Raw genomic sequence first — 21,229 nt, 5'->3', positions numbered from 1 at the left:
ATCAGGATATACTACTGTTCTTCAGCCATTTTCTTATAAATCTGATATTTTTCCTTTGAAAATTCTTCAGCCCGTGTGAAGAGTTCTTCTGCCGTTTCCGGGAAGGTACGGACGAGAGAAGCGTACCGGTTTTCTCCCATGAGGAAGTCCCGGAACGAGGCTTTTGGCTCCTTTGAATCCAGGGTAAACGGGTTTTTGCCCTGTTTTCTCAGATCCGGGTTGTACCGGTATAAATGCCAATACCCGCATTCGACGGCTTTCTTCATTTCAATCTGAGCGGTTCCCATACCTTTTTTGAGTCCATGGTTGATACATGGCGCATAGGCGATGATCAGGCTGGGACCTTTATAAGCTTCCGCTTCTTTGATGGCCTTCATGAGTTGATTGGAATCGGCTCCCATGGCTACCTGGGCGACGTAAATATGACCATAGGTCATGGAAATACGGCCGAGATCTTTTTTGTTTATCCGCCGGCCGGCAGCCGCAAATTGAGCGACAGCACCGAGAGGGGTCGCTTTTGATGACTGACCACCTGTATTGGAATACACTTCTGTATCGACGAGCATGACATTGATATCGATATCCATAGCCAGTACATGATCGAGACCGCCATAGCCAATGTCATATCCCCATCCGTCGCCGCCATACATCCAGATAGATTTTTTAGTAAGATGTTCTCTGTGGGACAGAATATAGTCGCCCAGTTCACGGGCACGGCCTTGTAATTCTGCATGGCTCAGTGCATTTGCATAGGCATTGCTTACTTCCGTAGTGATATTTCCTTCATCAGCGGTACCGATAGAATCGAGCCATTTTTCTCCGGCATCCTTTACTTCCTGATTATCAGTCAGGGAGAGGAGTTCATGAGTGTGCAATATGAGGTCTTCCCGCTGCTGTTGAGTGGAAAGGACCATGCCGAGTCCAAATTCTGCATTATCTTCAAAGAGAGAATTGGACCAGGCCGGTCCATGACCCTTGCTGTTTTTCGTGTATGCCAAGCTGGGAATCATGGCGCCCCAGGCCTGAGTACAGCCTGTCGCATTTGCGATGAGCATACGGGGACCAAATATCTGGGTCAGGACTTTCATGTAACTGGTCTCGGCACAGCCGGCACAGGCACCGGAAAATTCGAGGAGCGGACGCTGGAACTGGCTGCCTTTTACGGAAAACATATCAACATCTGTCTGTTTTGCAGAAAGTGTCTGGGCGTAACTCCAGTTCTCGTTTTCCGCACGTTGCGTTTCAAGTGGTTCCATCGAAAGCGCTTCTGCCGGACAGATATTTGCACAGCTTCCACAGCCATAGCAGTCCAGTGGTGAAACCTGCATACGGAATTCATAGCGGTCCAGATTTTTACCGATGGCTTTTTTCGTTTCAAATGATTCCGGAGCTGCCATTTTTTCTTCTTTATCAATCAGATATGGGCGGATGCAGGCATGAGGGCAGACAAGAGAACAACGATTGCACTGTACACATTTTGTGGCATCCCATTTGGGAACGCTGACGGCAATGCCGCGTTTTTCATATTGTGTCGATCCGACAGGGAAAGAGCCATCCGCGTAGGGAAGAAATTCACTGACCGGTACATCGTCGCCTTTCTGGGCATTACAAGGGACGATGATTTTTTTGATGAAATCGGGAAGATCATCCTGCGTCTGCGGAACATCGGCAGGAAGATCAGCCCATGCTGCCGGTACAGAAACTTCATGGATATCAGAAATACCACGGTCAACAGCGGCCTGGTTCATGGAGACGATTTTTTCCCCTTTGGCACCATAAGTCTTCTGGATAGCTTCTTTCATATAGCGGACTGCATCATCTATAGGAAGGATATTGGATAATTTGAAGAAAGCCGCTTGTAATACCGTGTTGGTACGGCTGCCACCGAGTCCGATTTCAATGGCGATTTTGGTGGCATCGATGGTATAGAAACGGACATGTTTTTGTGCAATCTGGCGTTTTACATTATTGGAAAGAGCCCGATCCAGTTCGTCATCAGACCAGTTGCAGTTCAGGAGAAAAATACCGTTATCCCTGACTTCGCTGACAATATCATAGGAGCTCATATAGGCCTGTTTATGGCAGGCAAGGAAATCGGCCTGTTTGATGTAATACGCCGAACGGATGGGACTGTGACCGAAACGAAGATGGGATTTGGTGACACCACCGGATTTTTTTGCATCGTACTCAAAGTATGCCTGAACGTACATATCCGTATTATCACCGATGATTTTTATGGAGTTCTTATTGGCACCGACCGTACCGTCAGAGCCGAAGCCCCAGAATTTGCAGTTGACTGTATTTTTCGTATGAACATCGATGGGGATATCCGGCAGGGATAAATGAGTTACATCATCCGTAATGCCTAATGTGAAATGACGTTTAGGTGCAGCGCTGATCATATTCTGGTATACCGCATGAATAGAGGCAGGCGGTACATCTTTACCGGAAATGCCATACCGGCAGGCGTAGGTGGGAATATCTTTGTCAGCATCGCGCAGTGCTGTGCATACGTCTTCAAAAAGTGGTTCTCCCAAAGCACCGGCTTCTTTCGTGCGGTCCATGACGGTAATGGCTTTGGCTGTTTCCGGAAGTACAGACAGGAAATGACGGAGTGAGAAAGGTCTGTACAGATGCACTTGAATATATCCTGCTTTGATTCCTTGTTCATTAAGAGCATCTACTGTTTCCTGAATCGTGCCAGTGACCGAACCCATAGCAATCGTAATAAATTCCGCATCGGGAGCACCGTAATAGTCGAACAGATGATAAGAACGGCCGGTCAGTGCAGAAATCTTGTCCATATATTCCTGTACAATATCTGGCATGTTCTTGTACCAGATGTTGCTGGCTTCCCGGCTCTGAAAGAATAAGTCCCCGTTGATGCCGAGACTGTGCATTGTTGGATGTTCCGGATTCAGGCCGGTGTGTTTGAACTGGAATAAGGACTTTTCATCGATGAGCGATTTCAGCACTGATTCTGGTAACACTTTAATTTTCTGGATTTCATGAGAGGTACGGAATCCATCGAAGAAATGGAGAAAGGGCACACGGCCTTTAATGGTTGAAAGATGTGCTACAGCAGCCAGATCAGCAGCTTCCTGTACACTGGCGCTGCAAAGCATGGCCCATCCCGTATTGCGGCATCCCATGACATCTGAATGATCCCCGCATATAGAAATTCCGTTACTGCCGACTGTCCGGGCAGCTACGTGCAGGACGACTGGTTTTAACTGGCCCGCCAGCCGATGCATGACAGGAATCATCAGCATTAACCCCTGGGAGGCTGTATAGGATGAACAAAGGCTGCCCGCTTCGGAAGCACCGTGTACAGCACCGATTGCGCCGGCTTCTGATTGCATTTCTACGAGCTTTACTTTTTTCCCCCATACATTTTTACGTCCATGGGCAGCCCAGGTATCGACATGTTCTGCCATTGTAGAAGAAGGTGTAATAGGATAAATGGCAGCGACATCGGTAAAAGCATAGGATATATCAGCTGCGGCTTCATTACCATCTACGGTTTTAATGATTTGCTCAATCATACGGTATTCCTCCTGTATATCTGTGAATGATTAATAAAGATTGCCTATCTAAAACTTTATATTCTGTGCACAGGTTGTATGAATACTTCACATATTCTTTACAGGATGTATTATACCAGTTATTATTTTGCCATAGATAACACTTTTATTTTATTGCAGGCCATAGCCTAAGAATATGACGACATATTGCTATTATTGCCCTATCCCCTTTCCGGCATGGGCGATCCGGCTGGACTCCTGATGGATGATGTCTATGACGGACCGGGTCGCCTGGGAGAGATACCGTCCTTTTTTATAAGCGATGGCGACGTTCCAGTCGGGTGTGTACTGGCGCAATGTGTAGTAACGGGGCTGGGCAGGCAGACGGCTGTATATGGACCGGCCTTGCGGGATAATCGTCGCTCCTACGCCGACAGAGGCCAGGGTGAGGGCTGTTACCATATCGTTGGATTCCAGGACGACAGGCGGTGAAATAGCGGCTTTCCGGGTAAATTCATAAAAGTTCTGACGCAGTTTCTGCCCTTCCTTGATTACAATGAATGGCTCTTTGCCCAGCAGATGGTAATCAAAGGCAGGATACTGGGAGTAAGGGACCGGGCGGGCTATTTTTTCATAGTGCCGGGCCTGTTCTTCCGGCAGAGCCAGGAGCAATTCTTCCCGGAACAATTCTTCATAGGCGAGGCCGGCATGGAAAAACGGATGGAGTACGATGGAGAAATCAGTCCGGCCTTCGAGGGCATCTTCTTCCAGTTCCCGCGTCGTTCCTTCCGACAGCTGGATGCGGATATGAGGATGGGTTTTGTGCAGCAGCGGGAATACGGCGGCCAGAATGGTGGCGCTGCGGTAATAGGAGCTGCCGATGCGTACGGTGCCGCTTACGGTCTGCTGCAGATCCTGGATACGGCTGTCCCGTTCGCGGTAGATTTCCCGCACTTTTTCTTCCGCGGCGAGATAAATCCGTCCTGCTTCTGTCAGGATGACACCACTTCCACGGCGTTCGAACAGTGGTGTACCCATCTGTTTTTCAATCCGCCGGATAAACTGGCTCAGTGAGGGCTGGGAAATAAATAATTTTTCCGCAGCCGCTGAAAAACTGCCCGTTTCGGCCAGTTTCGTGATATATTCCCATTCCCTTGAACTGGTATGCATCGTGTATTCCCCGTTTTGATGTAATATAAGTTATATATTATAAATTCTATAATTTCAAAAGACTTTGACTTATGGATAAATCCATTATAAGATAAGCATGTACATAGAACAAGGTACATATAAAAATAAGTGGTATTTTTCATACGATGAGGTGAATGTCATGAATTTTGATGAAGCAGCAATGAAGGTGCGCCGTGGCAGAAAAGGCATTATTGAAACTATCCCCCGTGCCGTTTTAAAGACCCGCAATGACCTGAGCACACTGTATACGCCGGGGGTAGCCCAGCCGTGCCGGGAAATCGTCAAAGATAAGGACCTCTCCTTTGATCTGACCTGCCGTGGCAATATGATAGCCGTCGTATCCGATGGTACCCGTGTCCTCGGCCTTGGCGATATCGGACCGGAAGCGGCTATGCCGGTCATGGAAGGAAAATCGGTCCTGTTCAAGGTATTCGGCGGTGTCAACGCTGTTCCTATCTGCCTGGATACGAAAGACCCGAAGAAATTTATTGAAACGGTCAAGCTGCTCCAGCCATCCTTTGCCGGAATCAATCTGGAAGATATTGCGTCACCGAAATGCTATGAAATTGAAAATACATTGAAAAAAGAAATGGACATCCCCGTATTCCACGATGATCAGCATGGTACAGCTATTGCTGCCCTGTCCGGCGCTGTCGGAGCCTTCCGTTGCGTTGGAAAAGACATGAAAACGGCCAAAATCGTCATTAACGGTGCCGGTGCAGCCGGTGCTTCCATCGGCCGGCTCCTCGTCCGGGCAGGTGCACAGAATGTAACCATGGTAGACCGCTGCGGTGCTCTCTACGAAGGTATGGACGGACTCAATCCGGTCCAGGCAGAACTGGCTGCCGTGACAAACCGGGATAAAGTACAGGGGACACTGGCCGATGTCGTAAAAGGGGCTGACATGCTCCTCGGCGTATCGGCTCCTCATATCTTTACGAAAGAAATCATCCAGTCCATGAATCACGATGCCATCGTCTTTGCCATGGCCAATCCTATTCCGGAAACGGATTATGCATCGGCAAAGGCTGCTGGTGCCCGTGTTGTCGGAACCGGCCGGTCCGATTCACCGAACCAGATCAATAACGTCCTCGTATTTCCTGGTATATTCCGTGGCGCACTGGCCGTACGGGCACGTCATATCAATGAAGACATGAAAGTGGCTGCTGCCTATGCTATTGCCGGCTTGATCAGTGATGACGAACTGAATGATGAATATGTCATTCCCGATGCCTTTGACCAGCGCGTTGCCCCGGCTGTAGCCGCTGCAGTTGCCAAAGCCGCCATGGAAACTGGTTCGGCCCGTATCCAGCGCGACCCCGAAGATATCCGTCATGAAGCGGCAGAACAGATTGCAGCACTGCATGACATGATTGACAAGCTGCACGGTTAAGGTGTGTTTGTATCCGTAGTTGCCAATATAAAATAATAATGCAATAAAAAAAGAGCTGTCTTTCTGATTTTTCCTGTATATATAGGAATAAGAAATAGAGTTAGAATACGACGGTTCTTTTTTTATGCGGATATTTTGTATAAACTATTTACATTTTCCGTAAAAATATGTATAATATCAAAATAATTACAAATTTTTATTCGCCTATGGAGGGATATACCATGAAATGGAAAACGATGATGACGGCCTGTCTGGCAGGTATCCTGGCCGTATCTGTACTGGCAGGATGTGGAAGCGAAAAGAAAGATGACGCAAAGAAACCGCTCCGCGTTGCGACGAATGCTACCTTTGTCCCCTTTGAATTCAAAGAAAACGATCAGTCTAAAGAATATCAGGGGTTTGAAATGGACCTGCTACGGGCTATTGCCAAAGAAATGGGCAGAGATGTAGAAATCAATAATATTGCGTTTTCAGGCATCATTCCTATCCTGCAGCAGGGAGATATGGATATTGCCGCCGCCGGTATGACCGTGACGAAGGAACGGGCCCAGAAGGTCAATTTCTCCGCTCCTTTCTATGAATCCAAATTAGTTGTCCTGACGCCGAATGACAGCGGTATCGATTCGGCAGATGCCATTGCAGGTAAACAGGTCGCTGTCCAGATTGGTACGACCGGTGCTCAATATGCGGAAAACCAGGGATATACGGTCAAACAGTTTGACAATAATTCCGATGTCATTATGGAATTGCAGGTTGGCGGATCGCCGGCAGCCATCCTCGATAAGCCCGTCGCAGATTATTTCCTCACCCAGGATGGAAAAGGCAAATTCAAAGTCATCGATATTCCCAATACAAAATCGGAATATCTGGCTTTTGCCTTCAATAAGAAGGATACAGAATTGATGAACCAGGTCAATGATGCTATGGCGAAACTAAAAGAAAAAGGTGAATTCCAGAAATTGTATAAAAAATGGTTTAATACCGATATGCCGGACCTGCCGAAATCCGGTGAAGACGCTCTGAAATAAGATGCTGATATAGCAGGAACCTGCCGTGGGGAGAACTGTAAAGGGTTCTTCACGCGGCAGGTTCTTTTTTTGACGGTGAGCTATTATTTTTTTATTTCCGGTGTCCGGACCGGTGTCTTATCGGTCAGACGTACCATGAAAAAGGTAATCAGGCAGATGAGCCATTCAAAGTAAATGACGTGAGGCAGAAAACGGATCTGTGGGAACAGCTGCCACAGGAATAATCCGATAATACCTACCAGAGTAGTGGCGAAGGCGGTGTTTTTCCGGCACAGAGACGGGCAAAACATGGTGGCCAGAAAAACCAGCGTAAAAGCCGTCGTGAGCGACAAGCCGATGAGCATGACTTTGACGATGCCGACGGCATTGAAGGCCAGCCAGAGTGTTCCAGCCCCGATAATCAGGATGATAAGGCGGTTGGCCCGGACATAGCCTTTTTCAGAGATGGACGGATTGAAAAACCGTTTGTAAATATCCTGTGCTACGAGAGTGCCGGCGCCGAGCAGGATGGTGCAGGCTGTTGATACGTCGGCAGCCCAGAGTGCAGCCAGGGTCATCCCAGAGGAAAACGGGTCCAGACTCATGATGATCTGTGGCAGAGCCATGGTAGGATTCAGATCCGGGAACTGGGCTTTGGCGGCCAGTCCCAGAACGGCGGACAGGAAGCCGATGGGAAAAATGAGCAGGCCACCCAGGATAAATCCTTTACGGGCTGCTGAGGCATTTTTTGCGCCACAGGCAATCTGGACAGGTCCCTGGGCGGTAATGGCCTGAGTGGTCATGACAATGATCCAGCCCAGGAGTACGGCCAGAGACAGGCCATCGAAAGGACTGAACCAGTTAAAATCAGATGGCGGCAGTGCGTCATTGATACCGGCTATCCCACCGTCCCGCAGGAGAATGCGTATCATGGAATACACAATGCCGATATAAATAATGGCGACACTGAGCACATTGGAAAGGCCGCTGGACCAGAGACCTCCTATAGCCGTGATGCCGATAAAGACGACGGCGCTGGTAATCATCCCGCCATGAAGAGAAAAGATATCCGGCATGAGCGCGTGCAGGATAGAGCCACCGGCGACATACTGGAGAGACGTAATGCATATCATGATCAGGGACAGGCCGATGACACTGATGACACGTGCTTTTTTATCATAACACCGTTCGAACAGCTCCGGGATGGTTGTGCAGTCTAGTGACCGGTATCGGCCGGCGGCGACGATTCCCATGATGATGGCGCCAATGGCCCAGGCTCCATTATACCAGCCGGCTGACAACCCGATCTTTGTGGCGCTTTCGGCGACACCTACTGTGGAAGCAGCCCCGACGGCCATACCGGTGATACTGACAGCGACGAGCCCTGCAGAAAACTTACGGCCGGCAAACAGGTATTCTGTCGGATTCTGTCCGGCCCGGCGTTTTACATATAAAGAAATACCAAACAATAGCAGGATATACAAAATGACGATACTGAGCTGAATAGACATGAAAAACTCCCCTCTTTCCTGCCTGGCAGTACCGCTTCCCCCTATGGCTGCCGGCATTTATGTAGTATATGGATTTATTGTATGGGAAAAAAGTTGAAAAATCAATTCATCAGGGTGAAAGAGTTTGTTATATTGAATATATATTTAACAGCTGCTGTCGGAAAAACTCAGAAGTGACATAAAACGGGCCCATCCTATGACCATCAGATAGTCACAGGATGGGCCCGTTTTATGGTGCTATGGATATAGTCAGTTAATTGTCTGAATCTTCCCGTTCCAGGTCAATTTCTTTGTCTTTCATGAAATATACTTTGATGAAGACGATGATGATCATGATGATACCAATCTGCCCCAGAAGCGGATACAGGAAGCCAATGAGCTTGCCGAAACCAATCTGTGCACCGAAAAAGGCAACGATGCCCAGGATGACGGAGACGGCCATCTTGGCGGTTTTATTGGGAAGCCACTGTTCCAGTTTGTTGATGACGACCCAGAACATGGGAGCACCTGTACTGTAAATCCCCAAAAGCAGGATAACGGAAAAGACGGCTGCCAGAGCCGGTGCGAACTGCTGTGCCAGGAACAGATTCGGTACCTGCAGTTTGGCGACTTGTTCCGGGAAGCACAGCATGGCGGCTGTCATGAGGCCGCCGGCCAGCATCAGGGCGACACCACCGCAAAAGCCGCCGAGAAATGCTTCTTTGCGGTTATTGGCCTTGCCGCCCAGTCCGGTCAGGAACGGGATAGAGCCGAATACCATGCACGATGCATAGAGTACGCCGCTGAACCAGGCTGAATCCAGAAAGGCGTATTTGGCAAACCACCAGGATTTAGTAGCGCGCAGATCATACAGGACTTCCCAGTTCTGTGCCCAGCCGCCATGGAAACTGATGAGTGTCATGAGGCCGATGCCCAGTGTAAAGAGGATGATCACAGGTCCGATAGCACCGATGATATCAGCCAGCTTCATCAGTCCCAGCATGACCGTAAGGACGCAGAGCACAGCCATGAAGACACGGCCGGCATCGGCGGGTATACCTACGAATTCAGAAGCAATGGCCCCCGTCCCGGCAATCATGATAGATACGACAGAAAACAGGAAAAGGACGGTCACCCATTCTAAGATAGTTCCTACATATTTTCCACAATAATAACGAAAAGCCTGGGTGTGATATTTCAACTTCAGGTCATAGCCTTTTTGCATCAGGGCACCGCCGAAAAACGCAAAAATCACCATGCTGATGGCTGCGCCGATAAATCCGTCCGGCCCATAAGCACCAAAAAACTGCAGGACTTCCTGCCCTGTAGCATAGCCGGAACCTATCATGAATGCACAATAGGCACCAGCAAAAATAATAATGTTTTTCAAACTTGTCTTGCCTGTCTTATTGATATCCAATGTGTTTTCCCCCTGTTTCATATAAAGTTGGACAAATTCCTGGCACAGATATTCCCCACTCTATGCCCGGAGTTCGCGTTCAATAGCGGCAATGCGTGCAAGTAGCGGTTTTACGTCATCGGGGACGCGCAGCCGGACGTGGCGTTTTCCGATTCCTTCGAAATCGACGCCGTATTCGACGCGGATACCGTGTTTCCAGAAGAGCGCTCCCAGATCCGTATCGGTATCCGTATAATACAGACCGATAGGTACATCGGAGCGGGTTTCTGAAACATGCAGGACGTGCAGGCTGTCTATGAGCGCTTTTTTATTTCTGGCAATGATTTCCCGCGATGTTTTTAAGAAACCCGGATCTTTAAGAACGATGGGAATCATTTTGTCTGCCGGTGTCGTGATGGTCATTTCGCCAGGGTCTTTGGCCAGGACCGGGACCATGGGTTTGGGTAGAACGATATAACCGGCACGGAGTGCTCCCAGACCAAAGCCTTTGGAAAAGGTACGGGCAATGACCAGGTTGTCATACTCGTTGATGAGTGAGACGGCTGACTCATCTTTATCAAGAAAATCACCGTAGGCTTCGTCGATGACGACGACGATTTCCTTTTCCAGGGCCGCATCGAGAATCCGGCGGATTTCGGACAGAGGCAGTGCCTGTCCTGTCGGGTTGTTGGGATTATCGATATAGGCAAGCCGCTGGCCCGGTTTCAGTGCTGCAATATAGCGGTCTGTATCAAAGGCGAATCGTTCTTCTTCTTTCAGCGGGACAGATACGATATCGGCACCACAGGAACGGGCGTTGGACGTATACGATGAAAAACACGGCAGCGGTGCTACGACAGTAGTGCCTTCTTCGAGGAAAATACTGTTGATGCGGCATAAAGCGCTCATGGATCCGCTCTGCATGGATACCTGGGATACATCCAGATTGGCAATATCTGAAAAATACTGGCAGATGGCACGGCGTGTTTCCGTAAATGGATGGGCCGGATATGAATGAATCAGGTCGAACGTATCGGCATAGGCTTCTTTTGACAGGGTCGGCGTGACACCGCAGGGATTGACTCCCAGCGAGCAGTCAATAATGTCCTTTTCCATAGAGGTGCCTTCATCCTTTAAATAACTGTATACGGTCACATGTTCCAGGGCGTGACGAATATGGTAATGCATACTATCACCTCACATTAATAATAATAGATATATTACAAAGCTGGCAATATGTCTTCTGATACGTATTATCAGCCTATAATACCACTATTCTACCGTGACGGTGCAGGTTTGTAAAGGGATTCCGGCAGTGTAGCGCTGTCTCAATATAGCAAGGTTCCTGCACGTTTTTTGCAAATACAGGCAATTGTTTCACGTGAAACAACTATAATGAGAACTTTTTCTATCTTCACATTTTCTTCATAGTTTCTGCACGGGTTCTCTATATTTATCGTGTATAGTATGGATATATTCAAAAGGAGGAATAAGGTATGACTATGGTAATGACTCACTATATGGAGCTGCTGTCTCTGCATCAGCCCTGGTTTTTAATTTTATTCATGCTGGTCCCGATGGTACTGGCAGAAACGATTCTGGCATCAGGTGCATTTTCTTTGTTGTATAAAGATGAACGCAGTGCTAAATGGGATTCTCTCAGCCATGTTTGTGGATTGATTCTTGGCATTTTCTTTATCTGCGCCACGGTTTACATTGTGGCATGCTATGTCCCGACTATTGAATGGCGCGGCCCCATAGATTACATTTCTATCTGGTCCTACGTACTGGCGATTATTCCTGCCGTATTGATTCTGCTCCAGGAACTGGGCATTATCTACAAGAAGCTGGACAGCACCATGAAAATCAAACGTCATATTGTGCTTATGGTCCTGTTCGTGTTGTTTACTCATCTGGCCATGGTATTTGGCATGGCCGATCCCCAGCTGGCAGGATATCAGCCGCCAATGAATACGATGAATATGCAGCAGGGCAGCATGGATCATTCCCAGATGAATCATCAGATGACGAATCAGGGCGCTATGCAGCAGGGACAGATGAACCAGAATAATATGAATCAAAACAACATGAATCACAATCAGATGGATCATAGTCAGATGAATCATGAACAAATGCACGATCAGATGAACAATAACAAATAAAAGTCCATGATACAGTTTAAATGCTTCCTCGTACGGCCGATGTATGGGGAGCATTTTTGTCTTTATATTTTGATGAGATCGATACCGGATAGTTTTCCCTCTTATTATTTTGATGTACAATAAGGGTAAAACTGGTATTGATAGGAGGTGCCTGTGTGCTCCCATATTCTATTCTCATTGCTGACGATGATGAAAAATTACTGAATGTGCTCCGCTCTTATTTTGAACAGGATCAGTGTCTGGTATACACAGCGGAAACAGGCCGTCAGGCGCTGGATATGCTCCGGCGTTATGAGCCGCAGCTTTTGATCCTCGATTTGATGATGCCTGATATGGATGGATTTGAGGTCTGTCGTCGCGTCCGTCAGACCAATGATATTCCTATTATTTTTTTGACGGCCAGAGACGATGAAACGGACCGTCTTGTCGGATTGAATATCGGCGCCGACGATTATGTGACCAAACCCTTTAACGTAAAAGAACTGATGGCCCGTGCTCATGCCTTGCTGCGACGGGCCCGGGGAGAAGTCGTGCAGCAGTCGTCACAGCTTATACGGGGAGATCTGGTTATTGATAAGGAGAAATTTACCGTTACCCGTGACGGGAAGGCAGTATCTCTTACTCCGACAGAATTTAATCTGCTGGAGGTGCTGGCCTCTTCTCCTGGCCGTGTTTTCAGTCGCATGCAGCTCATGGAGCGTGCCCAGGGCGGGTACAGTTTTGAGGGATATGAACGGACCATTGATACCCATATCCGGAATCTCAGGAAGAAGCTGGAACGGGATGCAGCCCATCCGGAATATATATTGACCGTGTATGGCATCGGATATAAATTTGGAGGGACTGAATATGACTAAGTATCATAGTCTGGTTTTCCGGCTGACAGGGATTATTTTTTTCTTGTTCATTATGACCATAGGCATCCTCCTCTTTCTGGTAAATTATCAGATGGATACTCATTTTTCCCATTATCTCTACAATCATTCTATGGAGATGGGAATGGCTATGCATGGCATGGCAGAGGAAATTTACGTTTCTTCCGTCCACAGGTCTCTCCTCTGGGTCGGAGCTGTTATGATTCTGCTCAGTGTATTCATCAGCTGGGCCGTAATCCGCCGGTTTGTCCAGTCTTTGCAGGATCTGACCGAAGCGGTACGCCATATCGAGGCCGGATCCTTCGGGGAAACTGTACTGGTAGACCGGCAGGATGAAGTAGGCCTTCTGGCTCAGTCGTTTAATGCCATGTCCCAGAAATTACAGTATAATGACACGATGCGCCGCCATCTCTTTGCCAGTATAGCCCATGAACTCCGGACACCGCTGGCTATTATTCAGGGAAATCTGGAAGGTATGATTGACAATGTCATCCCTGCTGATAAAAAGACCTTTTTGTCACTGGAAGACGAAGTTCTGCGCGTGAGCCGTCTCGTCCAGAATCTGCGGGATTTGTCTTTGGCGGAAATCAATGAACTGGAACTCCACTCTCAGCCCTTACAGGTTAATGACCTTCTTCGACAAGCCGTGAGTATGCTGGAACCGCTTTTTGAAGAAAAACAATTGCATGTCCGCCTTTCCATGGATGATGGGATCCCCCTTCTTTCGCTGGACAGGGACCGGATGAATCAGGTCATTTACAATCTCCTGAATAATGCTTTGCGCTATGTATCTCCGGAATCATCGGTACTGGTCCATTCCCGTCTGCGCACGACTGATATCAGACAGCGCGTTGAAATCTCCATTGCTGATTCCGGTCCGGGAATCAGCCGCCGTGATGTCCCCCATATTTTTGAATATTTCTACCGGGCAGATCCATCGCGAAACCGCAAGAGTGGTGGTTCCGGAATCGGGCTGGCTTTGGCACGGCAGTATGTCATCAGTCAGGGTGGGACCATCCGGGTCCGGAGTATAGAAGGAAAAGGTACGATTTTTACGATTTGTTTCCCCGTTTTATAACGAAAAAGGACGCTGAACTATGTTTCACGTGAAACATAGTTCAGCGTCCTTTCTTTTTATGTTACAATAGGTGTAATAAGAACGTGCGGCCCAGAGAAAGGAGAACCTGTATGTTGAATATTAATCTGACTGTTGTGTATTGGTACCTGTTTTTGTTAAATATCCTGACCTTTGCCCTGTTTGGCCTGGAAAAACGCTTTCAGGACGGCGGTGCTTCACGTATTCCAGAATGGTTTCTGCTCGTCCTGGCCGTATTGGGCGGATCCATGGGAGCTTTTTTTGCTATTTATATCTTTACGTATAAAAAAGACCGGCCTAAATTTAAATACGGGATCCTCGCTCTGTATGCCGTACAATTTGCAATTTGTGTCCGCCTGGGCATATTCTGATTAGACTGGTGTCCTTATGCGTATAGGGCAAAACGGACCTGCCGTGAGATATGTATAGATACGTTCTCACAGCAGGTCCGTTTGTTATTTCGGTCTGCTCTTTTCGCAATATGACCTGACTGACTCCGTAGTATCTATCAGGCCGTTACCAATTTATAACCGGCGTCAGCAATTACCTTTGCAAATTCTTCTGTAGGAATGTCACGGCTGGCTTCTACATCGGCCTTACCGCCATCGAGATCTACGGAGACGGCAGTGACGCCGTTCATAGCGGATAATGCTTCTTGTACGTGTTTCTGGCAATGCTGGCACATCATGCCTTCAATTTTTAATGTGGTTTTCATAGTGGACTCCTCTTCTTTCTCTGAAAGTAATGTATATCCTGCAGTCGTAATGACTTTTTTAAAGTCATCGGCCGGGATGACAGATGAACTGGCGACGGTAGCACCTTTACTGTCGAGATCGACATGTACCGCCGTAACACCGGACAGAGATTCCAGTGCTTTCGTAACGGTGCGGACGCAGTGCTGGCACATCATTCCGTCAATCGTCAATTGATACTGATGGGCTGCAACTGGTGCTGTCTGATCACTTGCTTCCGCGATTTCTGCGGGCGCTGCTGGCTGTGTTGTAACCGCATCGGTTGTAGCTGCTGAGACAGTGTGGGTGGGTTCTGATTGTAATGTTTCACGTGAAACATGGTGGCTTTGATGATCGGGTTTGAAAAAGCGCAGGCGCAGGGCGTTCATGCAGACACTGAAGCTGGAAAGACTCATGGCAGCGGCGCCAATCATCGGATTGAGACGGATGCCAAAGGCCGGGTACAGGACACCAGCTGCCAGCGGGATGCAGATAGCGTTGTAGAAGAATGCCCAGAACAGATTTTCTTTGATGTTACGGATAACGGCTTTGCTGAGGCGGACGGCACTTACGGCATCAAGGAGATCATTGCGCATGAGTACGGCATCGGCGCTTTCAATAGCTACGTCTGTGCCGGCGCCGATGGCAATTCCCAGATCTGCTTTGGCCAGTGCCGGTGCATCATTGATGCCGTCACCAATCATAGCCACTTTATGTCCCTGGGCCTGAAGGGCTGCAATATGGCGTTCTTTATCCTGTGGCAGGACTCCGGCAATGACTTGTGGGATATGTAGACGCTTGCGGATTGCTTCGGCTGTGCGCTGATTATCCCCGGTCAGCATGACCACGTCGATTCCCATTTTACCAAAGAGCGAAATCGCTTCGGCACTGCTTGCTTTTTCCATATCAGCCGCGGCAATGATGCCGATGATTTCTTTGGCATCTGCAAAGATGAGCGGTGTCTTTCCGGCGTCAGCCAGTTCATTCAGCCGTTGCTGAATGGCATCAGAAGAAATTCCTTTTTCTTCCATGAGACGGGTATTACCGGCATAATAGGTCTGGCCATTGTACACAGCTTCAATGCCGCGGCCAAAAATAGCCTTAAAGTTTGTTACGGCATGAGGAACCATATGATGGTCTCTGGCGTAATTCATAATAGCTTCTGCCAGAGGATGTTCGCTCCCCTGTTCCATGCTGGCAGCCAGTGTAAGCAGCTGATCTTCTGTTCCCTTCCGGACCCATATATCGGTTACACGGGGGCGGCCTTCTGTAATCGTACCGGTTTTGTCCATGACGACGGTATCAATGGCATGAGCTGTTTCCAGAGCTTCACCGGATTTGATGAGGATACCGTTTTCGGCTCCTTTTCCGGTACCCACCATGATAGCGACCGGTGTTGCCAGCCCTAGTGCGCAGGGGCAGGAAATGACAAGAACAGAAATGGCTGTAGAGAAGGCAAATTCTGCATCGGCACCGAGCAGGAAATACCAGACCAGACCTGTGATAACGGCGATGGTCATGACGACGGGAACGAAAATCCCGGAAATTTTATCAGCCATTTTGGCAATAGGTGCCTTGCTGGCACTGGCTTCGTCTACCAATTTAATAATCTGGCTGATTGTCGTATCTGCTCCGACACGGCTGGCTCTGACGTGGATAAATCCTGTTTTGTTAATCGTAGCTGACGTGACCGAATCACCCTGCTGTTTTTCTACGGGAATGCTTTCTCCTGTAATAGCGGCTTCATCGATACTGGTCGATCCTTCGGAAATGATGCCATCGGCAGGAATGCTTTCTCCCGGACGGATGACCATTTCATCGCCTACGGCAAGTTCTTCTACGGGAATGACCGTTTCTTTACCATCGCGGAGCACCGTTGCCTGCTTGGGGGCCAGGTCCATTAATTTTTCAATGGCCGTACTGGTTTTGCCCTTGGCCCGGGCTTCCAGGTATTTTCCGATGTCGATAAGGGTGACGATCATACCGGCTGATTCAAAATAGAGATTGGTACTGTACTGGGAAACGAGGGCCCAGTCCCCATGTCCCATGCCCCAGCTCATGCGGAAAATGGCAAAGACTCCATATACCGCTGCAGCCATAGATCCCATGCCGACGAGGGTATCCATATTCGGTGCTCCCTGGAACAGCGTCCGGAAGCCGTTGATATAATACTTCCGGTTTAGATACATAATGGGCAGTATGAGCAGGAACTGGATAAAGGCAAAGGTAATGGCATTTTCATCGCCGTGGAATACCGCCTGGAATGCTTCCGGTACAGGAATGCCGAACCATTCCAGGAGCATGTGGTGCATGGCGATGTACATGACGGGAATCAGGAACAGGATAGACCAGATCAGTCGGTGTTTCATGGCCTTCATATCTTTTTTTGCCAGATCAGAAGGGCTGGGTTCTGAAGCAGCTGTGGCCTTTTTGTTTTCCCCCGAAAGGGTTGCCCCGTATCCGGCATCTATGACGGCCTGAATGATATCCTGGCTGGAGAGTGTTCCTTCATCATAATCGACCTGCATGCTATTGGTCAGTAAATTGACGCTGGCTTTTTTCATGCCGTCCAGTTTGGAAACGGCCTTTTCGACCCGGCTGGAGCAGGCAGAGCAGCTCATACCAGTAATGGCATATTTTTCATGTTTCATTTCATATCACCTACTTCATTAATTTTTGCAGCATACAGACGAGTTCATCGACGACTTCATCTTTTCCTTCACGGATATCGTGGACGACACAGCTTTTGATATGCTGGGCCAGTAATTCCTTATTGAATGAATTCAGTGCCGACTGGATTGCGCTGACCTGCATCAGGATATCGACGCAGTAGCGGTCGGCTTCAACCATATTGCGGACACCGCGTACCTGGCCTTCGATGCGGTTGAGGCGGGAAATGAGGCTTTTGTATTCTTTACTGTTTTTATCACGGTATTTATGTTTGGGACCGGCACAGCAGCACATTGCAGGCTGGTTTTCTGTCATTTCCGTCAGTTGCTTTTTCTCTTCCATCGTATCATCCTCCCAGATACCCCTGCCGGGTATCTGAAAGTATCATATACCGATGAGGGGTATATGTCAAGAGTAAACAAGAATTTTTTTCAAAAAATATAGAATGACAATTTTTAATAACAAAATAATATAAATGCAGAAAAATATAAATGCAGAAAAATTAGCGTAAACGGCGATATAACAGAGGAAAGACGTTTTTGCGACAAATACTATAAAAAGCAAAATAAAAACGCCTTAAAAAGGCGCTTTTGATGACCGGCTGTTACAAGCAAAAAAGACCGTACACGATGGTGGAAACCTTCATGCACGGTCTTTTACCTCTATGCTAAATTATTTGAGAAGTTTGGCAACTTCCTGTGTTTCGTCCGTAGCTTTATCGGCACCGGCGATGATGGCACCCTGAGCTACGATGCAGTCCAGGTTCTTATCTTTGCGGACCTGTTCAACTTTATTGACGACATCTTTTTCAATGGGAACGATGAGGCTGTTTTCCAGTTTGCTCAGATTCTGGGCGAGCTGACGGCCTAATTCCTGTTTTTCCTGATCTGTTTTCAGAGTCGGGGCTTTTTTAGCGAATTCCTGATTGGCGTTTTTGATGGCAGACTGCATCTGGGCGCTTACTTTCGGGAAATCTTTATGAGATTGGACGAGGGTATCAAAATTGACATAGCCAACACCGGCAGCAAAAGCGGAAGAAGCAGCGACAACGCTCATCATCCCTACTACGGCGAGGGAAGCCAGTTGTTTTCTTAATTTCATTATATAATCCTCCTGAATTTTAAAAATAATAGGGTTACTGTCTGTTTAGATATTATATCAGAATAGAACGGAAAGTACAACGGTTGTGACCATACTGTGATTATAATTCACAAAATATTTAAGGTTTTGCATCGGGCTGGATCGGTTCTGATACATCCACAGTTTCATCTTCGTCTTTGATATAGATGTATTTATCCTTTTTCAGCTTGTCGATGATTTCCGGGGCCATGGTCAGCAGTTTTTCAAAAGCAGAGGCCTGGTATCCGCCTTTTTTTATGGAAAACATCTCTACTCTGTCCCCTTTGATGACCAGGACGGCTGTTGGTTCCATTTTAGCACTGCCGCCGCCACCGCCACTCTGGCGGCCTGTTTCTTCTTTGCCGTTTACGCCTCCTGTACCGAAGCCAAAGGTGATATCTACAAAAGGAACGAGAATCGTATCGCCGATATGTACAGCCTGGCCGACGACCGTTTCTACTTTGATCATATTCTGGAAATTTTCAAAGATTGTTTCTAAATTATTTTTTATATAATTTTTATCCATGAGCGAGTTCCTTTCTGTGCTGACGTGCCGCCCAGAGCAGACGGCGGACTGGCCGGGAAACGATAAACGAAAGGGCGTATAGTGCGATGACACCGGGATAGATGCGGCCGGCAATCCGGATGTGGCAATCGTAGACTTCTTCCAGAAAATCAAATTGCAGATCTTGTGCAGCTTCTGGCAGGAGCATATAGAGAAAACCGGCCACCATGCCTGTCTGATGCGGCTGGGGAAGGCCCAGCGTCCCTGTTGTCTGCAGTGTGCGGATACGGCTGTGATGCAGCAGGCGCAGGAAGAAAGACAGGCAGGAAGAAAGAAATTCTTCAGACAACACATAGTCCTTCCACCAGAATGTGTCTGATGCGGCAGAGGAATCTTCTGATTCCGGTACCTGTGGATCATGCAGGGCTTTGCGGAGCATTTCTTCTGACAGCGTATCGTCATCTTCCAGGCTTTCCGGTTCCGGCGCAGATTGGACGGGAGCATTGCCGGGCGGCTGTTCCTGACGGACTGCCATTTTTTCATGCCAGCCTGTATAGCAGATTTTCCTGGGTTTCTGACCGAATGTGTAATCCCATTCATAATACAGGCCGTGATTCAGAAAGGAGAGTACAGCCTGCACGTGAAAGGGGGACCGGATATCCAGGTTCAGACTATAGGTGAAGGGCAGAAAGAGAAAGAGGGAACACAGCATAGCGATGAATGCCAGCAGGCTTATCAGTATCAGCATGTTGTTCTCCCCTTCCCCGGCAGTTGCCGGTATTCCTTGTTATACTAAAGAGTATTCGCCGCAGTTCAGGAATTTCCTTTTTCCCTTATGCTTCTTCTCCTGTCTTATGGAAAATACAGTCTACATCAGTATCGCCGAAGCAGCGGCTGCAGGAAATACAGGTTGCCGGTTCTGTATCACCACTGCGCCACCGGTTTGGCAGATCCGGCTGACGAAGGAGCGGGCGGCACATGGATATAAACGATACCGGAACGGCATCAAGGAATTCTTCCATTTCAGAGGCACTTCTCCAGCCGCCGACGACACCCACATCGGTCTGTCCCTGCAGTTCTCTGGCGGCTTTTTCTGCGTACGGGGCAAAGTACATGGGTTCCTTCGTGCGGCGGATTGCGCGGATCGGGCCTTTGCGGGGCAGGGATGACGTATTGCCGCCGCTGATTTCAATGGCAGATATACCGTCGTCGGCCAGCCAATGCATGACCTGCAAGCTTTCTTCTGCAGTCATACCGCCTTCTTTCATGAAATCGGCACAGTTTAATTTGACCCATACAGGGAAATCGCTGCCGGCCGTTTTTTTGATGGACGCAATGCATTGACGGAGGAAACGGGCGCGTCCCATGAGGTCGCCGCCATATTCGTCGCTGCGCTGGTTATAGTAGGGAGTCAGGAATTTACTGGCCAGATATCCGTGGGCCCCATGGAACTGTACACCGTCAAATCCGGCCTTGCGGGCGCGCAGCGCTGCCTGGCCTGCATCATCGATGAGACGCTGGATCTGCTCAATCGTAAGTGCCTGGGATTCCTGCTGCGCACGACCGATTTTATCGGGAATGCCACTGGGGCTGACAATGATACGGTTCTCCCCTTCCGGCACCATGATAGCCGAACCCATGAGGACAATCTGGGCGATGATCTTCCCGCCTTTGTCATGGACTGCCTGGGTAACGGCCATCAGAGGAGCAATACAACTATCGTCATCGAGCAGTATCTGGTGATGCTGGTGCGGTTCCAGTCTGGAAGCGGCTATCATACCGGTAATGATGATACCTGTTCCTCCTTCTGCCAGTGCCTCATACATGTGGCAGAGCTTATCTGTCGGACGTCCTTCTGCATCAGCCATACCTTCAAACGTTGCAGACCGGACAATACGGCAGGCTGCATGAATGCCGCCTATGGTACACGCATCAAATAACATGAAAATCTCTCCTTGTATATTCTATAGTAATCAATTATATGGAACTATTACTGCCATATAATTGATTATTATAAACTAAAATAGGGAACGTGGCTAGGGATATCCTGGCTGGCTCTTTTGAAAC

The 21,229-nt window shown here is 48.3% G+C and carries 17 protein-coding genes; 6 read left to right on the top strand and 11 right to left on the bottom strand.

The window, feature by feature from the left end:
• Nucleotides 1-11 precede the first annotated feature (11 nt).
• Both nifJ and DW949_RS07030 read right to left on the bottom strand, forming a co-directional pair.
• Nucleotides 12-3,545: a pyruvate:ferredoxin (flavodoxin) oxidoreductase gene (gene nifJ / locus DW949_RS07035; protein WP_118022530.1), complete on the bottom strand. Its 3,534-nt coding sequence runs from the start codon at nt 3,543-3,545 to the stop codon at nt 12-14.
• Between the two features lie 192 nt (nt 3,546-3,737).
• A complete protein-coding gene (locus tag DW949_RS07030; protein ID WP_118022529.1) occupies nt 3,738-4,694 on the bottom strand; it encodes a LysR family transcriptional regulator in 957 nt (318 codons plus the stop codon).
• A gap of 160 nt (nt 4,695-4,854) precedes the next feature.
• Between DW949_RS07030 and DW949_RS07025 the strand changes: the two genes are divergently transcribed.
• Together DW949_RS07025 and DW949_RS07020 are read left to right on the top strand one after the other, a co-directional pair.
• A complete protein-coding gene (locus tag DW949_RS07025; RefSeq protein WP_118022528.1) occupies nt 4,855-6,108 on the top strand; it encodes an NADP-dependent malic enzyme in 1,254 nt (417 codons plus the stop codon).
• A 221-nt stretch (nt 6,109-6,329) separates the two neighbouring features.
• Nucleotides 6,330-7,136, top strand: a complete 807-nt coding sequence (locus DW949_RS07020; RefSeq protein ID WP_118022527.1) for a basic amino acid ABC transporter substrate-binding protein — start codon at nt 6,330-6,332, stop codon at nt 7,134-7,136.
• A gap of 83 nt (nt 7,137-7,219) precedes the next feature.
• On the opposite strand, the gene DW949_RS07015 is transcribed toward DW949_RS07020, so the two are convergent.
• The 3 genes from DW949_RS07015 to DW949_RS07005 form a co-directional block, all read right to left on the bottom strand.
• A complete protein-coding gene (locus DW949_RS07015; protein WP_118022526.1) occupies nt 7,220-8,626 on the bottom strand; it encodes a sodium:solute symporter family protein in 1,407 nt (468 codons plus the stop codon).
• Nucleotides 8,627-8,879: 253 nt separating this feature from the next.
• Complete coding sequence (locus tag DW949_RS07010; RefSeq protein ID WP_233539527.1) at nt 8,880-10,025, bottom strand: hypothetical protein; 1,146 nt, start codon at nt 10,023-10,025, stop codon at nt 8,880-8,882.
• A 60-nt stretch (nt 10,026-10,085) separates the two neighbouring features.
• The gene (locus tag DW949_RS07005; protein ID WP_118022524.1) at nt 10,086-11,192 is read right to left on the bottom strand and encodes a histidinol-phosphate transaminase; all 1,107 of its coding nucleotides are present in this window, start codon (nt 11,190-11,192) and stop codon (nt 10,086-10,088) included.
• A 308-nt stretch (nt 11,193-11,500) separates the two neighbouring features.
• Between DW949_RS07005 and DW949_RS07000 the strand changes: the two genes are divergently transcribed.
• The 4 genes from DW949_RS07000 (at nt 11,501) to DW949_RS06985 (ending at nt 14,508) form a co-directional block, all read left to right on the top strand.
• On the top strand, nt 11,501-12,166 hold the full coding sequence (locus DW949_RS07000; protein WP_233539526.1) for a DUF6803 family protein: 666 nt from the start codon (nt 11,501-11,503) through the stop codon (nt 12,164-12,166).
• Between the two features lie 155 nt (nt 12,167-12,321).
• The gene (locus tag DW949_RS06995) at nt 12,322-13,023 is read left to right on the top strand and encodes a response regulator transcription factor (RefSeq protein ID WP_118022523.1); all 702 of its coding nucleotides are present in this window, start codon (nt 12,322-12,324) and stop codon (nt 13,021-13,023) included.
• Entirely contained in the window at nt 13,016-14,119 is a 1,104-nt protein-coding gene (locus DW949_RS06990) for a cell wall metabolism sensor histidine kinase WalK (RefSeq protein WP_118022522.1), read from the top strand. Before DW949_RS06995 ends, DW949_RS06990 begins: the two co-directional genes overlap by 8 nt.
• A 110-nt stretch (nt 14,120-14,229) precedes the next feature.
• Nucleotides 14,230-14,508, top strand: coding sequence for a DUF1294 domain-containing protein (locus DW949_RS06985; RefSeq protein WP_118022521.1), 279 nt, complete (start codon nt 14,230-14,232; stop codon nt 14,506-14,508).
• 137 nt (nt 14,509-14,645) lie between these two features.
• Here the strand turns inward: DW949_RS06985 and DW949_RS06980 are convergent, their stop codons facing one another.
• From DW949_RS06980 to DW949_RS06955, 6 genes are all read right to left on the bottom strand, one after another.
• Nucleotides 14,646-17,519, bottom strand: coding sequence for a heavy metal translocating P-type ATPase (locus tag DW949_RS06980; RefSeq protein WP_118022520.1), 2,874 nt, complete (start codon nt 17,517-17,519; stop codon nt 14,646-14,648).
• A gap of 10 nt (nt 17,520-17,529) precedes the next feature.
• On the bottom strand, nt 17,530-17,832 hold the full coding sequence (locus tag DW949_RS06975) for a metal-sensing transcriptional repressor (protein WP_118022563.1): 303 nt from the start codon (nt 17,830-17,832) through the stop codon (nt 17,530-17,532).
• A 378-nt stretch (nt 17,833-18,210) separates the two neighbouring features.
• The gene (locus DW949_RS06970; RefSeq protein WP_118022519.1) at nt 18,211-18,639 is read right to left on the bottom strand and encodes an OmpH family outer membrane protein; all 429 of its coding nucleotides are present in this window, start codon (nt 18,637-18,639) and stop codon (nt 18,211-18,213) included.
• Between the two features lie 118 nt (nt 18,640-18,757).
• On the bottom strand, nt 18,758-19,183 hold the full coding sequence (locus DW949_RS06965) for a GerW family sporulation protein (protein ID WP_118022518.1): 426 nt from the start codon (nt 19,181-19,183) through the stop codon (nt 18,758-18,760).
• Nucleotides 19,176-19,910, bottom strand: coding sequence for a hypothetical protein (locus tag DW949_RS06960; protein WP_118022517.1), 735 nt, complete (start codon nt 19,908-19,910; stop codon nt 19,176-19,178). The genes DW949_RS06965 and DW949_RS06960 overlap by 8 nt, the downstream gene beginning before the upstream one ends.
• A gap of 85 nt (nt 19,911-19,995) precedes the next feature.
• Nucleotides 19,996-21,105 carry an NADH:flavin oxidoreductase gene (locus DW949_RS06955; protein ID WP_118022516.1) on the bottom strand — a complete coding sequence of 370 codons (1,110 nt, stop codon included), beginning with the start codon at nt 21,103-21,105 and terminating at the stop codon, nt 19,996-19,998.
• Nucleotides 21,106-21,229 lie beyond the last annotated feature (124 nt).

It is taken from the genome of Megasphaera sp. AM44-1BH (assembly GCF_003467125.1).
GTDB lineage: Bacteria > Bacillota > Negativicutes > Veillonellales > Megasphaeraceae > Megasphaera.
The sequence above is the reverse complement of the archived record's forward strand: the minus strand, read 5'-3'. Positions and strand labels throughout refer to the sequence as shown.